This window comes from Kribbella sp. NPDC058245 (genome assembly GCF_042882005.1).
Classification (GTDB): Bacteria; Actinomycetota; Actinomycetes; order Propionibacteriales; family Kribbellaceae; genus Kribbella.
Window position 1 is genome coordinate 190,891 of sequence record NZ_JBHVWY010000009.1, and the last position, 20,084, is coordinate 210,974.

18 protein-coding genes are annotated in these 20,084 nt (G+C 68.8%); 2 read left to right on the forward strand and 16 right to left on the reverse strand.

All coding sequences use genetic code 11. The features are described 5' to 3' along the window. Window positions 1–118 precede the first annotated feature (118 nt). Window positions 119–1,198 (forward strand): ADP-ribosylglycohydrolase family protein, encoded by a 1,080-nt coding sequence (locus tag ACFVWG_RS22275; RefSeq protein WP_391545268.1) that lies wholly within the window; start codon window positions 119–121, stop codon window positions 1,196–1,198. Window positions 1,199–1,201: 3 nt separating this feature from the next. Here ACFVWG_RS22275 and ACFVWG_RS22280 read toward each other — a convergent pair whose 3' ends face one another. The 13 genes from ACFVWG_RS22280 to ACFVWG_RS22340 all read right to left on the reverse strand — a co-directional run bounded on the left by ACFVWG_RS22280 (window position 1,202) and on the right by ACFVWG_RS22340 (window position 14,172). After that, complete coding sequence (locus ACFVWG_RS22280) at window positions 1,202–1,834, reverse strand: hypothetical protein (protein ID WP_391545269.1); 633 nt, start codon at window positions 1,832–1,834, stop codon at window positions 1,202–1,204. Between the two features lie 2 nt (window positions 1,835–1,836). Then, a complete protein-coding gene (locus ACFVWG_RS22285; protein ID WP_391545270.1) occupies window positions 1,837–2,346 on the reverse strand; it encodes a hypothetical protein in 510 nt (169 codons plus the stop codon). A gap of 120 nt (window positions 2,347–2,466) precedes the next feature. Beyond that, window positions 2,467–4,059 carry an FAD-binding protein gene (locus tag ACFVWG_RS22290; RefSeq protein WP_391545271.1) on the reverse strand — a complete coding sequence of 531 codons (1,593 nt, stop codon included), beginning with the start codon at window positions 4,057–4,059 and terminating at the stop codon, window positions 2,467–2,469. An 86-nt stretch (window positions 4,060–4,145) separates the two neighbouring features. Continuing rightward, window positions 4,146–4,853 (reverse strand): prepilin peptidase, encoded by a 708-nt coding sequence (locus ACFVWG_RS22295; protein WP_391545272.1) that lies wholly within the window; start codon window positions 4,851–4,853, stop codon window positions 4,146–4,148. Continuing rightward, complete coding sequence (locus ACFVWG_RS22300; RefSeq protein WP_391545273.1) at window positions 4,843–5,874, reverse strand: DUF2330 domain-containing protein; 1,032 nt, start codon at window positions 5,872–5,874, stop codon at window positions 4,843–4,845. The genes ACFVWG_RS22295 and ACFVWG_RS22300 overlap by 11 nt, the downstream gene beginning before the upstream one ends. Before the next feature lie 13 nt (window positions 5,875–5,887). Continuing rightward, window positions 5,888–7,336, reverse strand: coding sequence for an FAD-binding oxidoreductase (locus tag ACFVWG_RS22305; protein ID WP_391545274.1), 1,449 nt, complete (start codon window positions 7,334–7,336; stop codon window positions 5,888–5,890). After that, on the reverse strand, window positions 7,323–8,147 hold the full coding sequence (locus tag ACFVWG_RS22310) for a shikimate dehydrogenase (protein ID WP_391545275.1): 825 nt from the start codon (window positions 8,145–8,147) through the stop codon (window positions 7,323–7,325). The genes ACFVWG_RS22305 and ACFVWG_RS22310 overlap by 14 nt, the downstream gene beginning before the upstream one ends. Next, complete coding sequence (gene mltG / locus ACFVWG_RS22315; RefSeq protein ID WP_391545276.1) at window positions 8,148–9,323, reverse strand: endolytic transglycosylase MltG; 1,176 nt, start codon at window positions 9,321–9,323, stop codon at window positions 8,148–8,150. It lies immediately after the preceding gene. Beyond that, window positions 9,320–9,778, reverse strand: coding sequence for a Holliday junction resolvase RuvX (gene ruvX / locus ACFVWG_RS22320; protein WP_391545277.1), 459 nt, complete (start codon window positions 9,776–9,778; stop codon window positions 9,320–9,322). The genes mltG and ruvX overlap by 4 nt, the downstream gene beginning before the upstream one ends. 3 nt (window positions 9,779–9,781) lie before the next feature. After that, a complete protein-coding gene (alaS, locus tag ACFVWG_RS22325; protein WP_391545278.1) occupies window positions 9,782–12,451 on the reverse strand; it encodes an alanine--tRNA ligase in 2,670 nt (889 codons plus the stop codon). A gap of 4 nt (window positions 12,452–12,455) precedes the next feature. Beyond that, window positions 12,456–12,695: a DUF6167 family protein gene (locus tag ACFVWG_RS22330; protein ID WP_391545279.1), complete on the reverse strand. Its 240-nt coding sequence runs from the start codon at window positions 12,693–12,695 to the stop codon at window positions 12,456–12,458. Beyond that, a complete protein-coding gene (locus tag ACFVWG_RS22335; RefSeq protein ID WP_391545280.1) occupies window positions 12,692–13,102 on the reverse strand; it encodes a DUF948 domain-containing protein in 411 nt (136 codons plus the stop codon). The genes ACFVWG_RS22330 and ACFVWG_RS22335 overlap by 4 nt, the downstream gene beginning before the upstream one ends. 122 nt (window positions 13,103–13,224) lie before the next feature. After that, window positions 13,225–14,172, reverse strand: a complete 948-nt coding sequence (locus tag ACFVWG_RS22340) for a hypothetical protein (RefSeq protein WP_391545281.1) — start codon at window positions 14,170–14,172, stop codon at window positions 13,225–13,227. A gap of 401 nt (window positions 14,173–14,573) precedes the next feature. Between ACFVWG_RS22340 and ACFVWG_RS22345 the strand changes: the two genes are divergently transcribed. Further along, window positions 14,574–15,008, forward strand: a complete 435-nt coding sequence (locus ACFVWG_RS22345) for a SitI3 family protein (protein WP_391545282.1) — start codon at window positions 14,574–14,576, stop codon at window positions 15,006–15,008. Here the strand turns inward: ACFVWG_RS22345 and ACFVWG_RS22350 are convergent. The 3 genes from ACFVWG_RS22350 to ACFVWG_RS22360 all read right to left on the reverse strand — a co-directional run bounded on the left by ACFVWG_RS22350 (window position 15,005) and on the right by ACFVWG_RS22360 (window position 20,027). Further along, window positions 15,005–16,387 carry a replication-associated recombination protein A gene (locus tag ACFVWG_RS22350; protein WP_391545283.1) on the reverse strand — a complete coding sequence of 461 codons (1,383 nt, stop codon included), beginning with the start codon at window positions 16,385–16,387 and terminating at the stop codon, window positions 15,005–15,007. The genes ACFVWG_RS22345 and ACFVWG_RS22350 overlap by 4 nt on opposite strands. 145 nt (window positions 16,388–16,532) lie before the next feature. After that, window positions 16,533–19,175 carry an accessory Sec system translocase SecA2 gene (locus tag ACFVWG_RS22355; RefSeq protein WP_391545284.1) on the reverse strand — a complete coding sequence of 881 codons (2,643 nt, stop codon included), beginning with the start codon at window positions 19,173–19,175 and terminating at the stop codon, window positions 16,533–16,535. A gap of 45 nt (window positions 19,176–19,220) precedes the next feature. Next, window positions 19,221–20,027, reverse strand: a complete 807-nt coding sequence (locus ACFVWG_RS22360) for a GNAT family N-acetyltransferase (protein ID WP_391545285.1) — start codon at window positions 20,025–20,027, stop codon at window positions 19,221–19,223. Window positions 20,028–20,084 lie beyond the last annotated feature (57 nt).

Sequence of the window (20,084 nt, forward strand, 5' to 3'; positions counted from 1 at the left end):
CGCTCCTTGCGGGTCGTTGTTCTTGTACTACGACCGTAGAAGTCCGTGAATGGTTGCACCCTGGCGCTGAATCCCGTCTTGGGGGTAGCGCTGGCACCACCATGGATAGGGTCTTGGCATGAGTCTGGAGTGGCAGAGCCGGGTGCGCGGGTCCTTGCTGGGCGGGGCGATCGGGGACGCGCTGGGGGCTCCGGTGGAGTTCGAGCAGGGGCGGGCGATCGTGGCGGCGCATCCGGAGCGGCTGCGCTCGTTTGTGAGTGGGCAGGCCGGATGGCCGCCGGGGACGATCACCGACGACACCCAGATGACGCTGTTCACGGTGGAGGGGCTGATCCGCGCGGGTGTGCGAACGGAGCGCGGGATCGGGTTCACGGTGGCCGTGGTGCACCGGGCGTACGACCGGTGGCTCGATACCCAACTGCTACCGGGTCCCAGTGGTGAGCGTGACGGGTGGTTGCAGGGTGAGCAGTGGCTGTACGCACGCCGCGCCCCCGGCAACACCTGCCTGAGTGCTCTCACCGGCTCTCGGAACACACAGTTCGGTCTGCAAGCAGTTAACGACTCCAAGGGCTGTGGCGGGGTGATGCGAGTCGCGCCGGTCGGTTTGCTACCGGAGAGGTTCAGTACCGAGTGGGTGTTCGACACGGCGGCCGAAGTGGCGGGGTACACCCACGGTCATCCGACCGGAAAGCTGGCGTCGGGAGCCCTCGCGGCATTGATCCATGAGCTGTGTCGGGGAGCCGAGCTCGATGCGGCACTCGACACGACTGCCGCGTTGCTTGCTGCACGCGAGGGGCACGAGGAGACCAGTACGGCGCTCGCCGCGGCACGTCATCAGGCGGCAACCGCTCCTGGACACGGACCGGTGCGGGTGGAGGAGCTGGGCGGAGGCTGGGTCGCGGAGGAGGCGTTGGCGATCGGCGTCTATGCGGCACTCGCCTACCGGGAGCCGGAGCAGTTCTTGGATGCGCTGGCGTTGGCGGTGACGCACAGCGGGGACAGCGACTCCACGGGCTCCATCTGCGGGAACATCCTGGGTGCCCTCCACGGCGAAGCCGCGCTCCCCCCAGAGCTCGTCTTCGCCGTCGAGGGCCGTCCAGTGATCCTCCAACTGGCAGACGACTTCGTGCTGGAGTTCTCCCAGCCGCAACGCCTGCACAGTGAGGCCGGCTGGCGGGCGCGCTACCCGCCCAGCTAGCAACTACTTCGGGTCGATACAGCGCCAGCTGATGCTGCCCGACAGGCTGCCTGAACCACCGACCAGCCGGGGCAGGTCCAGCTTGCCGGAGCCGTCGCGGTTGAGGTCGAGCTTCGCCTCACCGTCCTCGGCCTCGTACGTCACGTCGTCGACCACGAGCGACCCGCTGGCCTCGGCACCGGCGATCCCGGCACCGTCGCCGGCCTTGTCCGCCGCGAACGACGCTTCGACCGACTGACTGCCGATCACCTTGGTGACCTTCGGCAACCCCGGGGTGTCCGACTCGAGCGTGCTGGCGCCGTACTCGGGGCAGGTCGAGTCCGGCAGATCCGCATCCGGGATCTCGGCGTACACCCAGTTCGACCCTGTCACGCTGGTCGCCCCTGTCAGGTTGAAGGTCACGCACAACGCCGGTACCGACTGCGCCGCACACACCGCCGGCAGCGGCCCGGTCCCCTGTGACGGGCCGCTGGTCTCCGGCGTACCGGAGGTCGTACTGGTGGTCGGGGTGGTCGGGGTGGTCGAGGTGAGCGGCGCCGTGACCGGCGGGCCGGCCGGCGTCTCCGCGCAGCTCGTCAGCAGGGTGATCAGCAGGCCGAGCTCGAAACCGGCGGCCAGCAGTGCCTTGATCCGCATGCTCAGCCGCCTGCGGGGGTCGACGGCTTGAAGTCCGCGCAGTTGGCCACGATCCACGTGTTCACCGTCTGGAGGGCGCCGGCGTACTTCGTGATCGTCGCCTCGTCGTCCTCCTTCACCTGGCCCGACTGGATCTTCTCGTAGGCGTCGGCGATGACCTGCATCGGCGCTGTCAGCTCGCTCGGCGCCTTGTCGGCCAGGTCCTGGAACTGCTTGACCAGCTTGGCCCGGTACTCCGGGTCGCTCTGGGGCTCGTTCCATTTGCGGATGGCATCGCTGCCGGCCGCGAACGCCGTACAGAAGTCCTTGCTGTCACCGCCCTGATCGCTGGCCTTGTCCGCACCGTCGTCCGACGGCGCCGAGGTCGGAGCTGTCGGAGCGGTCGGCGCGGACTGCTGGGTGGTGGGCTGCTTGCCGGCGTCGGTCGAACCGGAATCCGAGCAGCCGCTGAGTGTCAGAGCGAGGCCGGCCAGTACAACGCCGGCGGCCAGCTGAACGCGTCGAAAAGTCATGATGAGAGTTGTCTCCCCCGAAGTGGTGGTGTTCGCGTCCTTCCACTCTCGGGGCGAGGCATCTCACCGCGCTCTCACCGTCATTTCACGGTGCTGGATTCCTTCCCCACCCCACCCCGGTCACAGAGGCTCGATCGACATCTTGTGGTGGAACACGTTGCGCGGATCCCAGGTGGACTTGATCTGCTGGAGCCGCGGGTAGTTGCCCAGGTAGTACAGGTCGTGCCACGGCACCCCGGACTTGTTGTACGCCGGATCGGCCAGATCGGTGTCGGGGTAGTTGATGTACGACCCGGCGTTGATCGCGTTCGGCACCGGCGCGCCGCCGGTCTCGCGGTAGATGCTGGCGTAGACCTTGCGCACCCAGGCGAGGTTCTTCGCGTCGTCGGCAGCGGCGGTCCAACTCGCACACATCACCAGCTTGGCCATGACGTCGCGCTGCGCCGACGCGGTCGCGGTCGACGCGACCGAGTTCACCTTGCCGCCGTACGGGACCAGGATCAGGACCGAGCCAGGCTCCTGGTACGACGCGTCGGTCATGCCGTCGTAGATCGCGTCGAGCTGCGCGGGGCGGTAGCTCTTGCGCAGGTACGCCGCCTTGTACTTCTGGCGATTCCCCGCCGGCGACTCCGCGATCGAGCGCTGGATCGTCATCCGCAGGAACGGTCCCTCACCCGCGTCGATCACCTGCGGTTTCGGGTCGACGCCCTCGACCATAGCCGCGTTGAACGCCTTCATCAGCTCGGCCGCGTTCGGAGCCCCGGCGTCGATCTGGGTGGAGAGCAGGAAGTTCCCGGCCGAGGAGTGCGACACCAGGAGTGGCGCGTAGAGACTCGCGTACGGCGAGTCCGCGGTGTTGTGCGTGGCGAAGAAGTCCAGCCAGTTCTGCAGCGTCCGGATGAACGAGGCCCGGGTCATCTTCGTCCAGTCGTAGATGATGACGCTGGACAGCAGCGCAGAAGGTGCCTTGGGCAACGACTCCGCCGGGACCCGGCCGGTCGCCCCGGCCGAGCGCATCAGGTAGCGGGTGACCACGCCGAAGTTGCCGCCGCCACCACCGGTGTGGGCCCACCACAGGTCGCGGTGCTCGTTGTCCCTGGTCGCGACCACGGCCCGGGCCCGACCCCGAGCGTCCACGATGACGATCTCAACGCCGTACAGGTAGTCGACGACGGAGCCGTACTTGCGCGACAGCGGCCCGTACCCACCGCCGCTGAAGTGGCCGCCGACGCCGACACCGAGGCAGCCGCCGGCCGGCAGCGTCACACCCCAGCCGTAGAACAGTTCCTTGTAGACGGTCTCGAGGATCGCACCCGCCCCGATCGAGAACGCCCGGTACCGCTGGTCGAACGTGACTTCGTTGTACGTCGACATGTCGAGCAGCACCTCGACCTCGGAATTGTCGACGAAGTCCTCGAAGCAGTGCCCGCCGCCGCGGGCGGCGATCCGCTTGCCGGCCCGGACCGCCTCCTGAACCGCCTGGACGGCGTCCTCGGTCGACGTGATCACCCGGGCGTATTCGGGCCGCGCGACGAACCGCAGGTTCTGCCCGCGCTGGACAAGGTCTTGGTAGCGCACGTCACCGGACCGGATCTTCTCGCTGACAGCCCCAGCGGTGGCGGCCGTCGCTGTGGCGCGCGCTGTCCCCGGTACGGCGAGGGCGGCGCCGGCGACGGCGGTTCCGGCCAACAGGCCGCGACGACTGACTGGCATCACTTACCTCCAGAGATCGAATACTTCGACCCTAGAAAAGTCAGCGCCTGGCCCACATCAACCATCTGGCGGAGCGGGGCCATCCCCTATCCGGTGTAGAGCCGCTCCAACGGAGAGCCGACGAACACCCCGGCGAGCGCACCGATCAGCATGTACGGGCCGAACGGGACCAGCTGCTTGCGCGTCATCACCCGCGCCACGATCAGCACGACCCCGACCACGGCACCGAGGAAGAACCCGCCGTACAGGCCGCTCGCGAACTCTCCCCAGCCCAGCCAACCGAGCGCGAGCCCCAGCAACCCGGACAACCGCACATCGCCGAAGCCCACTCCGCGCGGGAACACCCACCACAGCAGGAAGAACACCCCGAACCCGATCAACCCCGCGATCGCCGCCCGCCGCAGCGACCCCCACTCCCCCGACACCAGTGCCGCGCCGACGAGCGCCAGCGCAACAACGCCGTACGTCGGCCAGATGATCGCCGAGGGCAGGAACCGCGTCCGCGCGTCGATGTACCCAAGCACCGCTCCGGCCACCGCGAGCAGCAGCCAAGCCACCAGCGCAGCGTCCGTGCCGAGCTCCCAGCCGAGCAGTCCACCGGCGACCGCAGCGAGCCCACCACACCAGTACGCCGCCCGCGGACCGGCCAGGTCGGCGTACAGGATCTTGGTGTCGCCTTCCTCCAGCACCGGCTCAGGGATCCGCCGCATCAGCCACGGGCCGAGCACGAACGCCGCCGGCCCGCAGAGGACCACTCCGGCCCCTGCGGCGAGCAATGCGTTGTCAGCCGGCACGATCCTGGAGCCTAGACCGCCTGCGGAACAGGACAAAACCGCCGACGATCAGGAGGACCACGACGACCAGTGCGGCGATGGTGCTCCAACCGGCTTCGTTGCGGGTGATGTACTCGACCCGCTGGTAGGGGTCATCGGTTGCGGACTTGGCGAAGGCGAAGTCGGAGGTGATCTGGCTCGGCTGGCGGTAGATGACCTCGAACGCGGTCAGGAAGTCGGCCGGCGCGGACATCGCGGGGTCGCTGGCACGACCGGCGTACAGGAGGGTCGGCTGGATGTTGGCGACCGGCAGGGCGGTCGGGTCGACGCGGTGTGGGGCGGCGACGTACACGGTCACGGCTTGTGGGGTGGTCGCGCCTTTGCTGAGCCGCATCGGGTAGACGATCTTGTCCGACGCGAACCGCAGTCGCAGCGGCGGAGTCGACCCGGCGAGGCTCTCATCCGCCGACTTCGGGGCCAGCTTCGCGGCCACGATCTCCCAACCCTCGGTGAGGTACGGCGTCAGGTTCGTCGCGAGGCTGTCCGGTACGACGTAGCCGTTCGCGGCGAGCCACTTCGTCACCCCCGTCGGACCACCAGTGAGGCGAGCGATCTCGAACGGGCCGAGCGTCATCTGCTCGCGCACGTTCACGCCGCCTGGCGCGGCGCCGGCCGAACCACCGTCGTTCTCGAACAGCTTGAGGCCACGGAACGGCCAGTACGTCGTACGCTCGACGACCTTCGGCTCCGTCACCTCCTCGAGCCGCGGGAACAGGTTCGCGTCTCCCAGTTCGAGCTTGGCCGGGTTCGGCACCGGCATGATCCAGGCCGCCTTCTTCGATGAGCCGTTGATCGCCATCGAGAGCGTGATCTCCTCGGACCCGCTCTCGTCGTACCGGACCAAGGCCTTCTCACCCGACGCCCGGGCCCGCGACTCCAAGCTCGGTAGGTAGCCGCCGCAGGCACACGCCCACGCAGGCGTCACCCCGGCCGCCACGAACCCGAGCGCGATCACTCCTGCTGTCCCCCGCCAAAACCTCATGGCGGGAGACTAGCTACACGAAGGTGTACGGGGTGTGGAAGAAGCCGGTCGGGTCGTACTTCTTCTTGACCTCGCGCAGGCGGGCCAGGCTGGCGCCGTAGTACGTCGCGACGCCGCGGCGGGCCTCGGGGTAGTTGGCGTAGCCGCCGGCCGAGAACGAGCGGACGGCGCCGTGGCCCTGGTCGATGAAGGTCTGCGCGGCCTTGAGCTGCGCGGACGACGGGTGCGCGGCCGTGCCGACGTACCACTGGATGACGCCGAGCGCGGAACGCCACGGCCAGGCCGCGCCACCGGCGGGCTGCTTGGCAGCCTGGCCGCCGAGCGGGTCGATGATCGCGGCGGCCGGGAGCTTGGCGCGCGCAGCGGACTTGACCGTGCTGATCAGTGCGTTGATCGAGGACGCGTTCATCGGGGCGCGCAGCACGTCGGAGCCGGCCAGGAAGCCGGTCCGCGGGCTGGTGGTGCCACCGCCGACGTACTTCACGGCCTCCATGTGCGTCTTCACCGTGATCGATCGGACGGTCGCCTTCGAGCCGACGAACGACTCCAGCTGCGCGGCCGCGGCGGCCGCGTTGCCCGTGGTGGAAACACCGAGGACGTGGACCGAGACGGTTCCGTTGCTCTTGGCATCGAGGTGCAGGTTGCCCCACGACGTACTGGGCGCCTTCTCGATGAACTTCTGCCAGCCGGCCACAACCGCGGCGGCCTTGGCCTCCGGCCAGGTCAGCCGGAAGAAGCCGAGCTTCGGGCCGGGGATCGTCGCGAACTGGAACGACGTGACGACGGCGAGGTTCCCGCCACCGCCACCGCGCAGCGCCCAGAACAGATCCGGGTCGGACTTGGTGTTGATCACGCGCGCCTTGCCGTCGGCGGTGACCACGCTCATGCCGACCAGGCGGTCACAGGTCAGGCCCCAGGCGCGGGTGTGGATCCCCATCCCGCCGCCGAGGGTGAGGCCGGCGACGCCGACGGTCGGGCAGGTCCCCGTCGGTAGCGATCGCCCGTGCTTGTCGAGGAACGCGTGAACGTCGTACAGGCGGGCTCCCGCACCGACCGTCAGGACGCCGTTGCCGGCATACGTCATGCCGCGCAGCGCACCGACATCGAGCTGAATTCCCTTGCTGATCACGGATGCGCCGACGTACGAGTGCCCGCCGCCCTTCGGCACCAGCACCAGCTTGTTGTCACGCGCGAAGTTGATCGTGCTGATCACGTCGGCGGTCTTGGCGGCGCGCACGACCGCGGCCGGCTGGACCGAATCCCAGCGTGGGTTGAAGAGTTGGTGGGCAGCGGCATATCCGGGCGTGGAGGGCATGAACAGCTTGCCGCCCTGCAACGATCTGGACAGCCGGTTCCAGTTCGGCGCGGCGGTCGTTGCCGCCATCGCCTCCGGTGCGGCGGTCAGCGCGACAGCCGCGACGGCGCCTGCCTTCAGAACGGTACGGCGGTCAAGCTGGCTCACGATCGTTGAGCTCCTCACGGGCAGCGGCCCTCATGGCCGCCAGCGGTGCCGGCGACCTACCAGTCATCATCTCCACTTGCAGAGTTGCCTGGTGCACAAGGAGATCAAGCCCGTTCAACAGCTCTGTACCGATCCGATGTGCCGCGATGGCGAGCTGGGTCGGCCACGGGTGGTAGGCCACGTCGAACACCACCGGAGCGACGTTCGCGAAGTGGTCCGCCCATTGATCGATTGCTCCACCAGGCACTGTTGAGACGCACAGATCGAACCCTCCGGTTCGATCGATCTGGGAAAAATCTGCAACCGAAGTCCGGACTCCCAGTTCGGCGGCGAGATCGAGCAGCCGCTCCGCTCGCGACGGGTCGCGGACGACGAGGGTCACCTCGCTGACTTTCATGCTCCGCAGGGCGGCGAGCGTCGACGCTGCCGTCGCTCCCCCGCCCACCACGATGGCCGTGTCCGCGACCGTGATGCCACGCTCGGCGAACGCGTTCACGAGCCCCGGTACGTCGGTGTTGTGCGCGGACCGTGATCCGTCGGCCTCGAAGATCATCGTGTTCGCGGCACCGATCAGCTCCGCGATCGGGTCGACAGTGTCGACGAGCTCGAGCGCGACCCGCTTCAACGGCATCGTCAGCGACAACCCGCGGACGTCGTCATCGAGCGACGCGACGAACCCGCGCAGCTCGTCCTCGGCCACCTCGAAGGCGTCGTACCGCCAGTCGAGCCCGAGCTCGGCGTACGCGGCCCGATGCATCGCCGGGGACAACGAGTGCGCGATCGGCGACCCGAGCACGGCGCAACGCGTCACCTAGCACCGGCCCTTGTTGGCGGCACACCACGCTTGCAGCTTCGCGACGTTCGCCTGGTGCTCGGACGGCGTGGTCGCGAAGGCGGTCTCGCCGGTGTCCAGATTGACCAGGGTGAAGTACATCCACGGGCCCTTCGCCGGGTTGATCGCGGCCCGCATCGTGTCCTTCGTCGGCGAGCTGATCGGCGTCGGCGGCAGGTCCTTGAACTTGTACGTGTTGTACGGCGAATCGGAGTTCCGCTGCTCGTCGGTGGTGAAGACGCCACCACCACGACCGACCGCGTAGTGCACGGTCGAGTCCATCTGCAGCTTCATCCCGGCCTGGAGCCGGTTGTAGATCACCCGGGCGACCTTGGCGTAGTCCTGTTTGCGGTTGGACTCACCCTGGACGATGCTCGCCACGATCAGCGCCCGGTACGGGTCGATGTCCTTGGCCTGCGCGGTCTTGACGAAGTTCAGCGCCGCCGCGTTCTTCGCGTACTCCGCGGTCATCTGCTTGATCATCGAGTACGCGGTCGCGCCCTTCGGCACGTCGTACGTGCCCGGGAACAGGAAGCCCTCGGCGTTGCCGTTCGAGTACGCCGGCAGTCCGAGCGAGGCCGGTTTGCCCATCGCGGCGGCCGCGGCACCCGCCGGCAGCTTCAGCTTCGGCGCCTCGAGGATCTTGATCACCTCGGCCTTGGTCTTTCCGGCCGGGACGCTGAACCGCAGGACCTTGATCGACTCCTCGGTGTTCAGCATCAGCTCGAGGGCGGCCTTGGCCGACATGTGCTTGCGCAGCGTGTACGTCGCGGCCTGGATCTGCAGAGAGCGGCTGTCGTTGCGGGCGACCCGCTCGAACGCCTTGGCGCTCTTCACGACCTCCTTCTTCTCCAGCGTGTCCGCGATCGAGGAGTTGCTCTGGCCCTTGGTGATCTCGACCGTCACCACGCCGGTGCCTTCGCCGTCGTAGTCCGGGGCGGCGAAGACCTTCTCCAGCGCGTCCTTGCCCTTGCCGAAGCCGACCACGGCACCGCCCACCAGGGCGCCCACGACCAGCAGCGAGATGATCACCGCGAAACAGCCGAAGCCGCGCCGGGCGCGCTGCCTGCGCCGGTTCGCGCGCCGCTCGAGCCGGCTCTCCGGCCGCAGCCCGAGGTCCAGGTCGTCGTCGTTGTCCACCGTCGGTCTCGTCACAAGGCCCTCCCCGGTGGGTTCCCGGACTCCCGCTCGAGGTCGAGCGCGTGCTGCAGAATCACGACCGCCGCGGCCTGGTCGACCACCGCGCGCCGTTTGGCGCCCTTCTTCCCACGCTCGCGCAGCATCCGCTCGGCGGTGACCGTGGTGAACCGTTCGTCCACCAGGCGCACCGCCAGCGCTGCGTTCCCCACCTGCACCAAGTCCTGCACCTGCTTCGCCGTCTCCCGGATCTTCACCGCGGCCGGTCCCTCGCCCCCGGACAGGGAGCGCGGCAGCCCGATCACGATCTCGAACGCCTCCAGTTCGGCGGCGAGTGCCGCGATCCTACCCAGATCACCGGGCCCCCGGCGGACCGTCTCCACCGGGGTCGCCAGGATTCCGTGCGGATCGCTGCTGGCGACGCCGATCCGGGCGTCTCCGATATCCAGCGCGATCCGCACGCCTGTCCTCATGGACTAGCCCGTGACCAGGTGACCGACGGTGTACTCGACGGCGGCCAGCGCGGCGTCGGCACCGGACGCGTCCGTGCCACCACCCTGAGCGACATCGTCCTTGCCGCCGCCCTTGCCACCGAGCTTCTCGGCGGCGACGCGGACCAGGTCACCGGCCGACAGCCGCCACTCGCGGGCGGTGTCGTTCAGCGCGATCACGATGCCGGGCTTGCCGTCGTTGACGCTCAGGACGGCAACCACAGCCGGCTTGCCCTCGCCCATCCGGCCGCGGATGTCGAGGGCCAGCTTGCGCAGGTCCCCGCCGTTCACGCCGTCGGGTGCGCGGTGGCCGACGTACTGGACGCCGAAGACGTCCTTGGGGCTGCTCGCCAGCTCGGCCGCGGCCTCCAGCACCTGCGCGGCGCGGATCTGCTGAAGCTCCTTCTCCGCCGCGCGCAGCCGCTCGGCCAGGTCGGCGACCTTCGCGGGCAGCTCCTCCGGACGGGCCTTCAGGTTCTCGCTGAGCAGGCGGACCAGCGCCCGCTCCTTGCCGAGGTAGTGGAGCGCGTCCATGCCGACGAAGGCCTCGACGCGGCGCACACCGGCGCCGACCGAGGACTCGCTGGTGATGGTCAGCGCGCCGACCTGCGAGGAGTGCTTGACGTGCGTGCCACCGCAGAGCTCACGCGACCAGGGGCCGCCGATCTCGACGACGCGGACCTGCTCGTCGTACGTCTCGCCGAACAGCGCCAGCGCGCCCCACTCCCGAGCCTCTGGGAGCGTCATGTACTGCGCCGCGACCGGCAGGTCCTGCCGTACGGCGAGGTTCGCCACCTCCTCGATCTCCGAGCGGGTGGCCTGGTCCAGCGCCGAGCCCCAGGCGAAGTCGAGCCGCAGGTAACCGGGCTTGTTGTACGAACCGCTCTGCAGCGCGTTCGGGCCGAGCACCTGGCGCAACGCGGCGTGCACGACGTGCGTGCCGGAGTGCGCCTGGCAGGCCGAGACCCGCCAGTCGTGGTCGACCTCGGCGTGCACGTCGAGACCCGGACGCAGAACGCCCTCGACAACCTCGACCTTGTGCACGATCAGGCCCTTGACCGGACGCTGGACGTCGAGCACCTTCAGCTTCACGCCGTCGGCCACGATCACGCCCTCGTCGGCGATCTGGCCACCGGACTCGGCGTAGAACGGGGTCTTCTCCAGCACGACCTCGACGGTCTCGCCGTGCTCGGCCGCGTTGGCGACCACACCGTCGCGGAGCAGACCGCGGACCCGCGAGTCCGTCGTGAGCTCCTGGTAGCCGGTGAACTCGGTGACACCGGACTCCCGCAGCTCGCGGTAGCCCGAGGTGTCCGCGTGCCCGGCCTTCTTGGCGCGGGCGTCGGCCTTGGCCCGGTCGCGCTGTTCCTTCATCAGCGACCGGAAGCCCTCGGTGTCGACGTTCAGGCCCTGCTCGGAGGCCATCTCGACGGTCAGGTCGATCGGGAAACCGTAGGTGTCGTGCAGCTGGAACGCCTTCGCGCCCTCGAGCTGGTGTGCACCGCCGGCCTTGGTCTCCTTCACGGCCAGGTCGAAGATCGTCGTACCGGCCGTGAGGGTGCGGCGGAAGGCCTCCTCCTCGGTGTAGGCGACCTGGCTGATCCGGCCGAAATCGGCCTCCAGCTCCGGGTACGACTTCTTCATCTGCTGCAGGCTGACCGGCAGCAACTCGACCAGGCTCGGGTCCTCGTAACCCAGCAGGCGGACCGAGCGGATCGCGCGGCGGAGCAGCCGGCGCAGGACGTAACCGCCCTGCTCGTTGCCCGGGGTGACGCCGTCGCCGATCAGCATCAGCGCGCTGCGGACGTGGTCGGCGATGACGCGGAACCGCACGTCGTCGACCTGGTCCACGCCGTACTTGCGGCCGGTCAGCTCCGAGGCCTGCTCGATCACCGGGAAGATCTCGTCGATCTCGTACATGTTGTCGACGCCCTGCAGCAGGTACGCGACGCGCTCGAGGCCGAGACCGGTGTCGATGTTCTTCTTCGGCAGCTCACCGAGGATCGGGTAGCCCTCCTTGCCGCCACCCTCACCGCGGATGTTCTGCATGAAGACGAGGTTCCAGAACTCCAGGTAGCGGTCGCCCGCCTCCCAGTCCCGGTCCGCGCCGAACTCCGGGCCGCGGTCGATCAGGATCTCCGAGCACGGGCCGCACGGGCCGGGAATGCCCATCGACCAGAAGTTGTCCTTCATCCCGAGCCGGACGATCCGGTCGTCGGGCAGCCCGGCGACCCGCTTCCAGATGTCGATCGCCTCGTCGTCCTCGTAGTACACCGAGGCGTAGAGCTTGGACTCGTCGAAGCCGTAGCCGCCGTCGGCCTGGGACTTGGTGACGAGCTCCCAGGCGAACTGGACCGCCTCCTCCTTGAAGTAGTCACCGAAGGAGAAGTTGCCGTTCATCTGGAAGAACGTGCCGTGCCGGGTGGTCTTGCCGACCTCTTCGATGTCGAGCGTCCGCACGCACTTCTGCACGCTGGTCGCGCGCGCGTACGGCGGGGTCTGCTGGCCGACGAAGTACGGCACGAACTGGGCCATCCCGGCCACGTTGAACAGCAGGTTCGGGTCCGGCGACGGCAACGGCGCACTCGGCACCACCGTGTGGCCGCGGTCCTCGAAGTAGCTCAGGAACCGCCGCCTGATCTCACTGGTTTCCATGGTGTTACCGGTAGTCCTCACGTTCGTTCGCCGCCGCGTCGATACCCAACGCGTCCTTCAGTTCTGCTTCCCGCTCGGCCATGCCCTCGCGGACCTGGTCACCGAAGTGCCGGACCGCGGCGGCGAGCTTGGCCGCCGACTCCTGCACAGCCTCCGGGGCGAGCACCTGGGCCCGCTTCTTCAGCCGGGTCACCGCGTAGACACCCACGGCGATCCCGATGATCAGCCAGAAGATCCGTTTCACCGCTTCCGCGCCTTCCGCTCGGCCTTCATCTCGTCCTTCACCCGGCGGCTCACGTCGCGGCGCTGGCTCTCACCGAGCGCCTTGCGCACGCCGTACGTGAACGCGGCCGCCTTCACCAGCGGCCCGCCCGCGGTCGCCGAGAACAGCGACACCAGTGCGGCCGCGTTGGTGGTCACAGTGGTCGCGTTGTCGGTGATCGTGTCCACCTTGGCCAGCTGCGCGTTGGTGGTGGCCACCGTGGTGGTCACCTCACCCAGCAACGGCACGCTCGAATCGGCGACGCCCTTCACCATGATCCGGGTCTCGTCCAGCACCTTGCCCAGCTTCAGGATCGGATAGGCCAGCAGGCCCACCAGGATGAGCAGTGCGCAGGCTGCTATCAGCCCTGCGACTTCACCGACGCTCATGGAAACGATCCACCTCTCGTTGCGGCCACGTGGACCGCCCGACCTTATCGCGCGCCCATACAACACAACTCTTCAGGACACCATCCCCCACATAACAGTCCCCCACCAAACCGGGTTTCGGGTCATGCTGCGCGGAGCTGATGAACCCAGTTGCGAGGTAGCGGGGACGACCGGCACGCCTGGTGTGCCTGACGGATACGGTGAACCAACCCGACCGGCTGCTGCATGTCCAGCGACGTCACCCGGAGCATCGTCAGCCCGGCCCGTTCCAGCCGCTCCTCCCGGTGGTTGTCCCTGGTCTGCTGACCGAGATCACGGTGATACTCACCGTCGTACTCAAGGGCAAGGCCCGCCATGGTCTCGAGCAGGTCGACGATCCCGAGGAACGTCCCGTCGAGGTCGTAGACAGGCACATTCACCAGAACGTCGGGCAGACCCGCCTGGTGACACAGCAGCCGCAGCCTGGACTCCGGCGGCGACGCCGCGAGCCCGTCGAGCAACGGCAGCGCCGCGCGCACCTGACGGACACCGCGCCGCCCCTGGTGACTGTCGGCGTACGCCGCAATGCCTGTCCCCGTCACGAGACCGGCGTGGAGCAAGCAGTCGCCGCCGACCACAGCCTCTGTCAGGTCGGGTGCGAGCCTCAGCACGTCGAATGCGGTCCGGACGCCGTTCGTACAGCGGATCCCGGCCACGTCGACCACCTCTGCAGGATCCACCATCGCCCGCAACGCCCGGACCCCGAGCCGGTTCATCCGCCGGCCACGCGACATCACTACCAGCACCGGCTCGCCGTGCAAGCCCCACGCCGTACCGGCTGCTGACCATCCCCCGTCGAGGTAGCGGACACCCTGCAGGTACGCCGAAGCCCATCCGCCGATCACACCGCCGGGCGGCATGACCGCAACCGCGTCATGGATTCGCTGCCGCACCCCGTCCCGAAGCCGCGTGGCGCGGTGATACCCGAAATGCGGCGAGTCCCACTCGTCCGACTCCAGTTGTGCCCGCGTGACCCCAGCAGCCAGCAACTCTCGCCGCCATCCGGCCTGACGCCCGCCCGTAGTTCCCATTCCCCAACTCTCCCCCAATCGCCCTCCCCCCGGATCCCGTTATCCACAACCCCTCCGCCGAGTGAACCCACCGTGCACGAAACCTCGCGAATGTCCCCACCATGCCGTCGGCGACCCCTTGCCCCCAGCACACTCCCGCCACCCGCCCACTGGCGCCACCCTGCTCCCCACCACCCGGCGAGTGAACCCACTGGGCGGGGAGCCCACGAGTGTGCGAAGCGTGCTGCCGGCAAAGGCTTTCCAGTGACTCAGTCCGCACACTCGGCACGGTGGATCCACTCGGCAACGCCACATTCGGCACGGTGGATCCACTCGGCGACGCCACATTCGGCACGGTGGAACCACTCGGCGACGCCACATTCGGCACGGTGGAACCACTGGGGGGTTCTACAGTGGCGCGGGTGGCGATCGAGTACATGTTTCAGCTGAACAGCACCACGGCGCCGGAGGCGGTTGGGGAGTTGCTGGTGCCGCCGCTGGTGGCGGTTGCGTGGCGGGCGCCGGTTTCGGCGTACAAGAGTGCTGGTGGGTTGCTGGTGACCGTACGGCTCGACGGTACGGCGGACTTCGTGCTGGAGGAGCCGGAGATCTCGGTCGGGTTCCGGTTCGACAAGTTCGCTGACTTCGAGGTTCAGAACGCCGAGATGGTGCGGCTCGTGGTTGCGGTGCTCGCCGCGGAGGGTGGCGACGCCGTACTGCAGCAGGACTTCGAGCGGATCCTGTTGCTGCGGCGGGGTTCGGAGCTGCTGCTGGGCGAGAGCTTCTGGACCGCGGAGATGCTGGCGCTGGTTCCGTGGGAGTACACCCGGCGGGCGCTCCCCTATCCGGAGGACTAGCGGTTGCGGAGGATTTTGCGGATGGCTTCGACGCGGTCGGCGTAGGCGGCTTCGCCGCCGCGGCGGGTGGGGGTGTAGTAGTCGGTGCCGTCGATGACGTCGGGTGCGTACTGCTGGGGCGAGACGCCGCGGGGATCGTTGTGCGAGTACTGGTAGGACGCTCCGTGGCCGATCTTCTTGGCGCCGGCGTAGTGGGCGTCGCGGAGGTGGGACGGGACCGGGCCGATCTTGCCGGCCTTCACGTCGGCGATCGCCGCGTCGACGGCGGTGATGACCGCGTTCGACTTCGGGGCGAGGGCCAGGGCGACGACTGCTTGGGCGAGGTTGATCCGGGCTTCCGGCATACCGATCAGCTGTACGGCGTCCGCCGCGGCGACCGCTACGCCGAGGGCGGTCGGATCGCCCATGCCGATGTCCTCGCTGGCCGAGATGACCAGGCGGCGGGCGATGAAGCGCGGGTCCTCACCGGCCACGATCATCCGGGCCAGGTAGTGCATCGCGGCGTCGACGTCCGAGCCGCGGATCGACTTGATCAGCGCGGAGGCGACGTCGTAGTGCTGGTCGCCGGCGCGGTCATACCGTACGGCGGCCTGGTCGACCGCCGTCTCCAGCGTCTCCAGGTCGATGGTCGCGGGGCTCGCGGTCTCAGCGTCGCTCTTTGCGCGGGCTCCGCCAGCGGCGGCCTCTAGATAGGTGAGTGCTCGGCGGGCGTCGCCGCCCGCCATCCGTAGCAGGTGGTCGCGCGCGTCAAGCGCCAGCTCGAACTCGCCGTTGAGGCCGCGCTCGTCCACCAGCGCCCGATCGAGCAGCACCGAGATGTCGTCGTCCGTCAGCGACTCCAGGGTGAGGAGGAGGCTGCGGGACAGGAGTGGAGAGATGACGGAGAAGAACGGGTTCTCGGTGGTGGCGGCGACCAGGGTGACCCAGCGGTTCTCGACGCCGGGCAGGAGGGCGTCCTGCTGCGCCTTGGTGAAGCGGTGGACCTCGTCGATGAAGAGCACGGTCTCGACCGTGCCGCCCGGGCGGGCCAGGTCTCGCCGGGCGCCGTCGATCACCTGGCGGACGTCCTTCACCCCGGCCGTGACCGCCGACAGCTCGACGAACTTGCGGTTGGTCTGGTGGGAGACGACGGCCGCGATCGTGGTCTTGCCGGTCCCCGGCGGTCCCCACAGCAGCAGCGACATCGGCTGGTCACCCTCGACCAACCGCCGCAGCGGCGAGCCCGGAGCGAGCAGGTGCTGCTGGCCGACGAGCTCGTCCAGACTCCGCGGACGCATGCGAACAGCCAGCGGCGCCGCCGTGTGGTCGACGTCGGCCAAGCTGCCGCCACCGCGCGCCGGCGCGGGAGCTCCCGGAAGATCGAACAAGCCCTCACTCACACCCAAGAGCCTATCGACCCGCACCGACAACAGCTCCCCCGACCATCACGCGCCCAGCCACAACCCGTCAGCCCCCCGAGGATCCGCCCAGCCGCCGGGCTCGCATCGCTCCGACGGCTGTCGTCCCTGGATCGAAGTCGAGGGTCTACTTCTTCTTCGCGTCGTCCTCGTCGTCGTCGGCCTCGCGCAGTTCTTCGGGGAGGTCGGCGTCATCGGCGTCGCGCAGCTCCTCGGGGAACTCGTCCTCGTCGAACTCCTCGGGCAGGATCTCCTCCGCCTCCGCGCCGGACTGCGGGCGGATGGCGTTGCGGAGCCGGCCGAGGATCCGGTCGGCCTCGGTACCGAAGGGGTTGTCGTTGACCAGGTAGGTCCAGGTCGCGGTCGGACGCGGTACGCCGGAGGCTTCCTCGTCGAGGCCGGAATCCGTGATGGCGGCCTCGGCGAAGGTCTCGGCCGCTTCCTTCCAGGCGTCGGCGATCAACGTGTCGAACGAGGCGATCGCCGACTTGTTGAACTCGTCGATCGGCTTCATGTGCACGATGCCGCCGGCCAGCGAGCGCAGGTGGATGCCCTCGCGCAGGTCGGCCAGGTACGCCAGGTGGTCGGTCCACTTGCGGTCGAGGTGGTGCAGGGCGATCCGCCGAGCGGCGTCCTTCACCTTGTCCTCGCCGTGCTCCTCGACCAGTTCGTCGTACCGCTCCTTGACCCGCTCGGACAGCTCGGTCGCGGCCAGGTCCTCGGTCAGCACCTTCTCGCGGGTGTCGAGCAGGATCGAACGCTGCTGACCGGTGAGCCGGTGGTACTGCCACGTCGTCCGGTGCAGCTCGGCGTTGGCACCGTCGGCGACGCGCTGGGCGTGGTCCAGGATGCCGACCGACTTGCGGTCGGTGAGCCGGCCGTGCTCGTCGGGATGCGGGCGCAGACCGGACGAAACGGAGTACCGGATGACGAGCTCGTCGCCGAGGCTCGCGAAGAACAGCGAACCGCCCGGGTCACCCTGACGGCCGGCGCGACCACGCAGCTGGTCGTCGAGCCGGCGGGACGCGTGCAGGCCGGTGCCGACGACGTACAGGCCGCCGAGCTCGATCGCCTTGTCCTTGTCGTGCGTCTCGTCCTTGCCACCGAGGCGGATGTCGGTACCGCGACCGGCCATCTGGGTGGAGACCGTCACCGTGCCGGGGACACCGGCCTCGGCGATGATGCCCGCCTCCTCGGCGTCGTTCTTCGCGTTCAGTACGACGTGCGGGATCTCGGCGGCCTCGAGCCGGTCGCTCAGCTGCTCGGACTCCTCGACACTGTGGGTGCCGATCAGGATCGGGCGGCCGGTCTCGTGCACCTCGGCGATGTGCTCGACCAGGGCGACGTTCTTCTGCTCGACGGTCAGGTACAGCCGGTCCTGGTCGTCCTTGCGGATGTTCGGCTTGTTCGGCGGTACGACGGCCACCTCGACGTCGTAGAACTCCTGCAGCGACTCGCCGACCACAACCGCCGTACCGGTCATGCCGCACAGTGACTTGTAGTCCTTGATCAGCGCCTGCACGGTGATGCTGTCGAGCACCTCACCGGAGTCGCTGACCGGGACGGCCTCCTTGGCCTCCACCGCGGCCTGCAGACCGTCGGGCCAGCGCTGCAGCTTGGCGATCCGGCCGCGGTTGTTGTTGATCAGGCTGACCTTGCCGTCGCGGACCAGGTAGTCGACGTCCTTGCGCAGCAGCACCTCGGCGTGCAGCGCGACGTTGATCTGGGTCAGGCGGTCGAGGTTCTCGTCGTCGTACAGGTTGACGGCCGGGCGCTCGGGCTCGACCGTCTCCTCCGCCTTGCCCTCGTCGGCCTTGTCCTCAGCGTCGGTGTCCTCTGTCTCGGTGTCCGCGTCGGCCGCGGTGTCGGTGTCTTCGGCGGGTGCCTCGTCCTCGACCTCGGGGACCAGCGCGGCAGCGGCGGCGGCTTCGGCCTCGTCGCGCTCGCCGAGCAGCTTCTCGACCTTGTCCGTGCCCGCGTCGGTCAGCGCGACCGTGCGCCCGTCACCGTCGATCTCGTAGTCGACGCCGGCGCGCAGGGTGCGGACGATCTGGACGATGTCGTCGTCGAGCTCCTCGGTCCGGGTCGCCCCGGCCAGCACCAGCGGCACCCGGGCCTCGTCGATCAGCACCGAGTCGGCCTCGTCGACCAGCGCCACGTCCGGCGTCTGGGTCACCCGCTCGGCCACGTCGTTGACGAGGCGGTCGCGCAGGACGTCGAAGCCGACCTCGCTGACCGGTACGTAGCAAACCTCAGCCTGGTACGCCGTCCGCCGCTCCTCGGGCGTGGACGCCTGGCCGACGTGCGACACGGTCACCCCGAGCAGCTCGTAGATCGGGGCCATCCACTCGGCGTCGCGACGAGCCAGGTAGTCGTTGACCGCGAGCACGTGCACCCGGCGGCCACCGATCGCGTACCCGGCCGCGGCGAACGCACCGGCGAGCGTCTTACCCTCACCGGTCGCCATCTCGACCACGCGGCCCTGCAGCATCGCCAGCGCGCCGACGATCTGGCCGTCGAACGCCGACTCACCCAGCGTCCGCCGGGCCGCGTCCCGGGCCAGCGCCAGGAACTCGATCTGCTCGTCCTCGTGCAGCCCACCGGTGGTCCGGAGGTCGCTGACGGCCTCCGCCAGTTCCTCGTCGGTCAGCGGCTCGACGGACTCCTCCGCCTCGAGAACCAGCTGCGAGAGCCGTTCGTACGGGCTGAGGTCGATCGACCCGGGGCGCTGGAGGAGGCGACGAAAGCGCGAGGTGATTTTCAGAGCCATAATGACGGCAACGTACAGCCTGGCCGTGTCGTTCCGCCGACCAGGTCAGCGTGTCTCGGGGCTCCACTCGTACGGCGTGGTGGTGGTGACGCCGTACAGGCCCAGTTTCTGCAGGATCGGGCGGGAGTCCTCGGAGGCGTCGGCGCGGAGGAATTCGTAGCCGCGCTCCTTGGCCAGCCGGGCCCGGTGGACCAGCAGCGTGCTGTAGAGGCCCTGCCGCCGCCACTCGGGGAGTGTGCCGCCGCCCCAGAGGCTGGCGAACCCCGTGCCGGGGTGGAACCGGATCCAGGCGGCGGAGACGATCGGACCGTCGGACCGCTTGAGCGCGTCCTCGATCAGGAAGACGGAGAGGCGCTCCGGGAACATCCGTGCCTCGGCCGACAGCCGCTCCTCGATCCGCTCCAGCCCGTCGTTCCAGAGCGTGTCCATCAGTACGGCGATCCGGTGGAAATCGTCCTGCCCGTCGGCCTCCCGTAGTAATGCCTTCGAGGGCAGTGCGGACGGCCGCTCCAGGATCCGGTCGACCTCACCCAGGATCAGCGTCTCTGGATCCGCCTGGGTGAACCCCGCCCGGACCAGCCGCTCACCAAGGTCGGCCGGTTCGTCGTACGCGTAGGTCTTCCACTCGAACGGAAGACCACGCTCGCGGAAGAACGCCAGCTCGGCGGCGATGACGGCGTCCGGGTCGTCGCCCAGTCCACGCGGTGTCTCGACGAAACCCGCGCCTTCCGGACCTTCGACGTACGAGCGATGCACCAGCCCGTCGTGCTCGACCTTCCAGCCGGGGATCGTGTCCGCGTCCGGCAACCGGATGCGGCGGTGGAACACGTCAAGCAGCTCGTCGGGCGTCATTGTCGCAGTGAACCAACCCCACCCCACTGGCGTCCAACGAGTAAGTCCTGAGAGGGG

Bases quoted from the DNA above. Each gene is read 5' to 3' on its own strand.
- ACFVWG_RS22275 (WP_391545268.1), top strand. From the start codon at position 119: ATGAGTCTGGAGTGGCAGAGCCGGGTGCGCGGGTCCTTGCTGGGCGGG.
- ACFVWG_RS22335 (WP_391545280.1), bottom strand. From the start codon at position 13,102: ATGAGCGTCGGTGAAGTCGCAGGGCTGATAGCAGCCTGCGCACTGCTC.
- ACFVWG_RS22290 (WP_391545271.1), bottom strand. From the start codon at position 4,059: ATGCCAGTCAGTCGTCGCGGCCTGTTGGCCGGAACCGCCGTCGCCGGC.
- alaS (WP_391545278.1), bottom strand. From the start codon at position 12,451: ATGGAAACCAGTGAGATCAGGCGGCGGTTCCTGAGCTACTTCGAGGAC.
- ACFVWG_RS22280 (WP_391545269.1), bottom strand. From the start codon at position 1,834: ATGCGGATCAAGGCACTGCTGGCCGCCGGTTTCGAGCTCGGCCTGCTG.
- ruvX (WP_391545277.1), bottom strand. From the start codon at position 9,778: ATGAGGACAGGCGTGCGGATCGCGCTGGATATCGGAGACGCCCGGATC.
- ACFVWG_RS22300 (WP_391545273.1), bottom strand. From the start codon at position 5,874: ATGAGGTTTTGGCGGGGGACAGCAGGAGTGATCGCGCTCGGGTTCGTG.
- ACFVWG_RS22360 (WP_391545285.1), bottom strand. From the start codon at position 20,027: ATGACGCCCGACGAGCTGCTTGACGTGTTCCACCGCCGCATCCGGTTG.
- ACFVWG_RS22340 (WP_391545281.1), bottom strand. From the start codon at position 14,172: ATGGGAACTACGGGCGGGCGTCAGGCCGGATGGCGGCGAGAGTTGCTG.
- ACFVWG_RS22355 (WP_391545284.1), bottom strand. From the start codon at position 19,175: ATGGCTCTGAAAATCACCTCGCGCTTTCGTCGCCTCCTCCAGCGCCCC.
- ACFVWG_RS22285 (WP_391545270.1), bottom strand. From the start codon at position 2,346: ATGACTTTTCGACGCGTTCAGCTGGCCGCCGGCGTTGTACTGGCCGGC.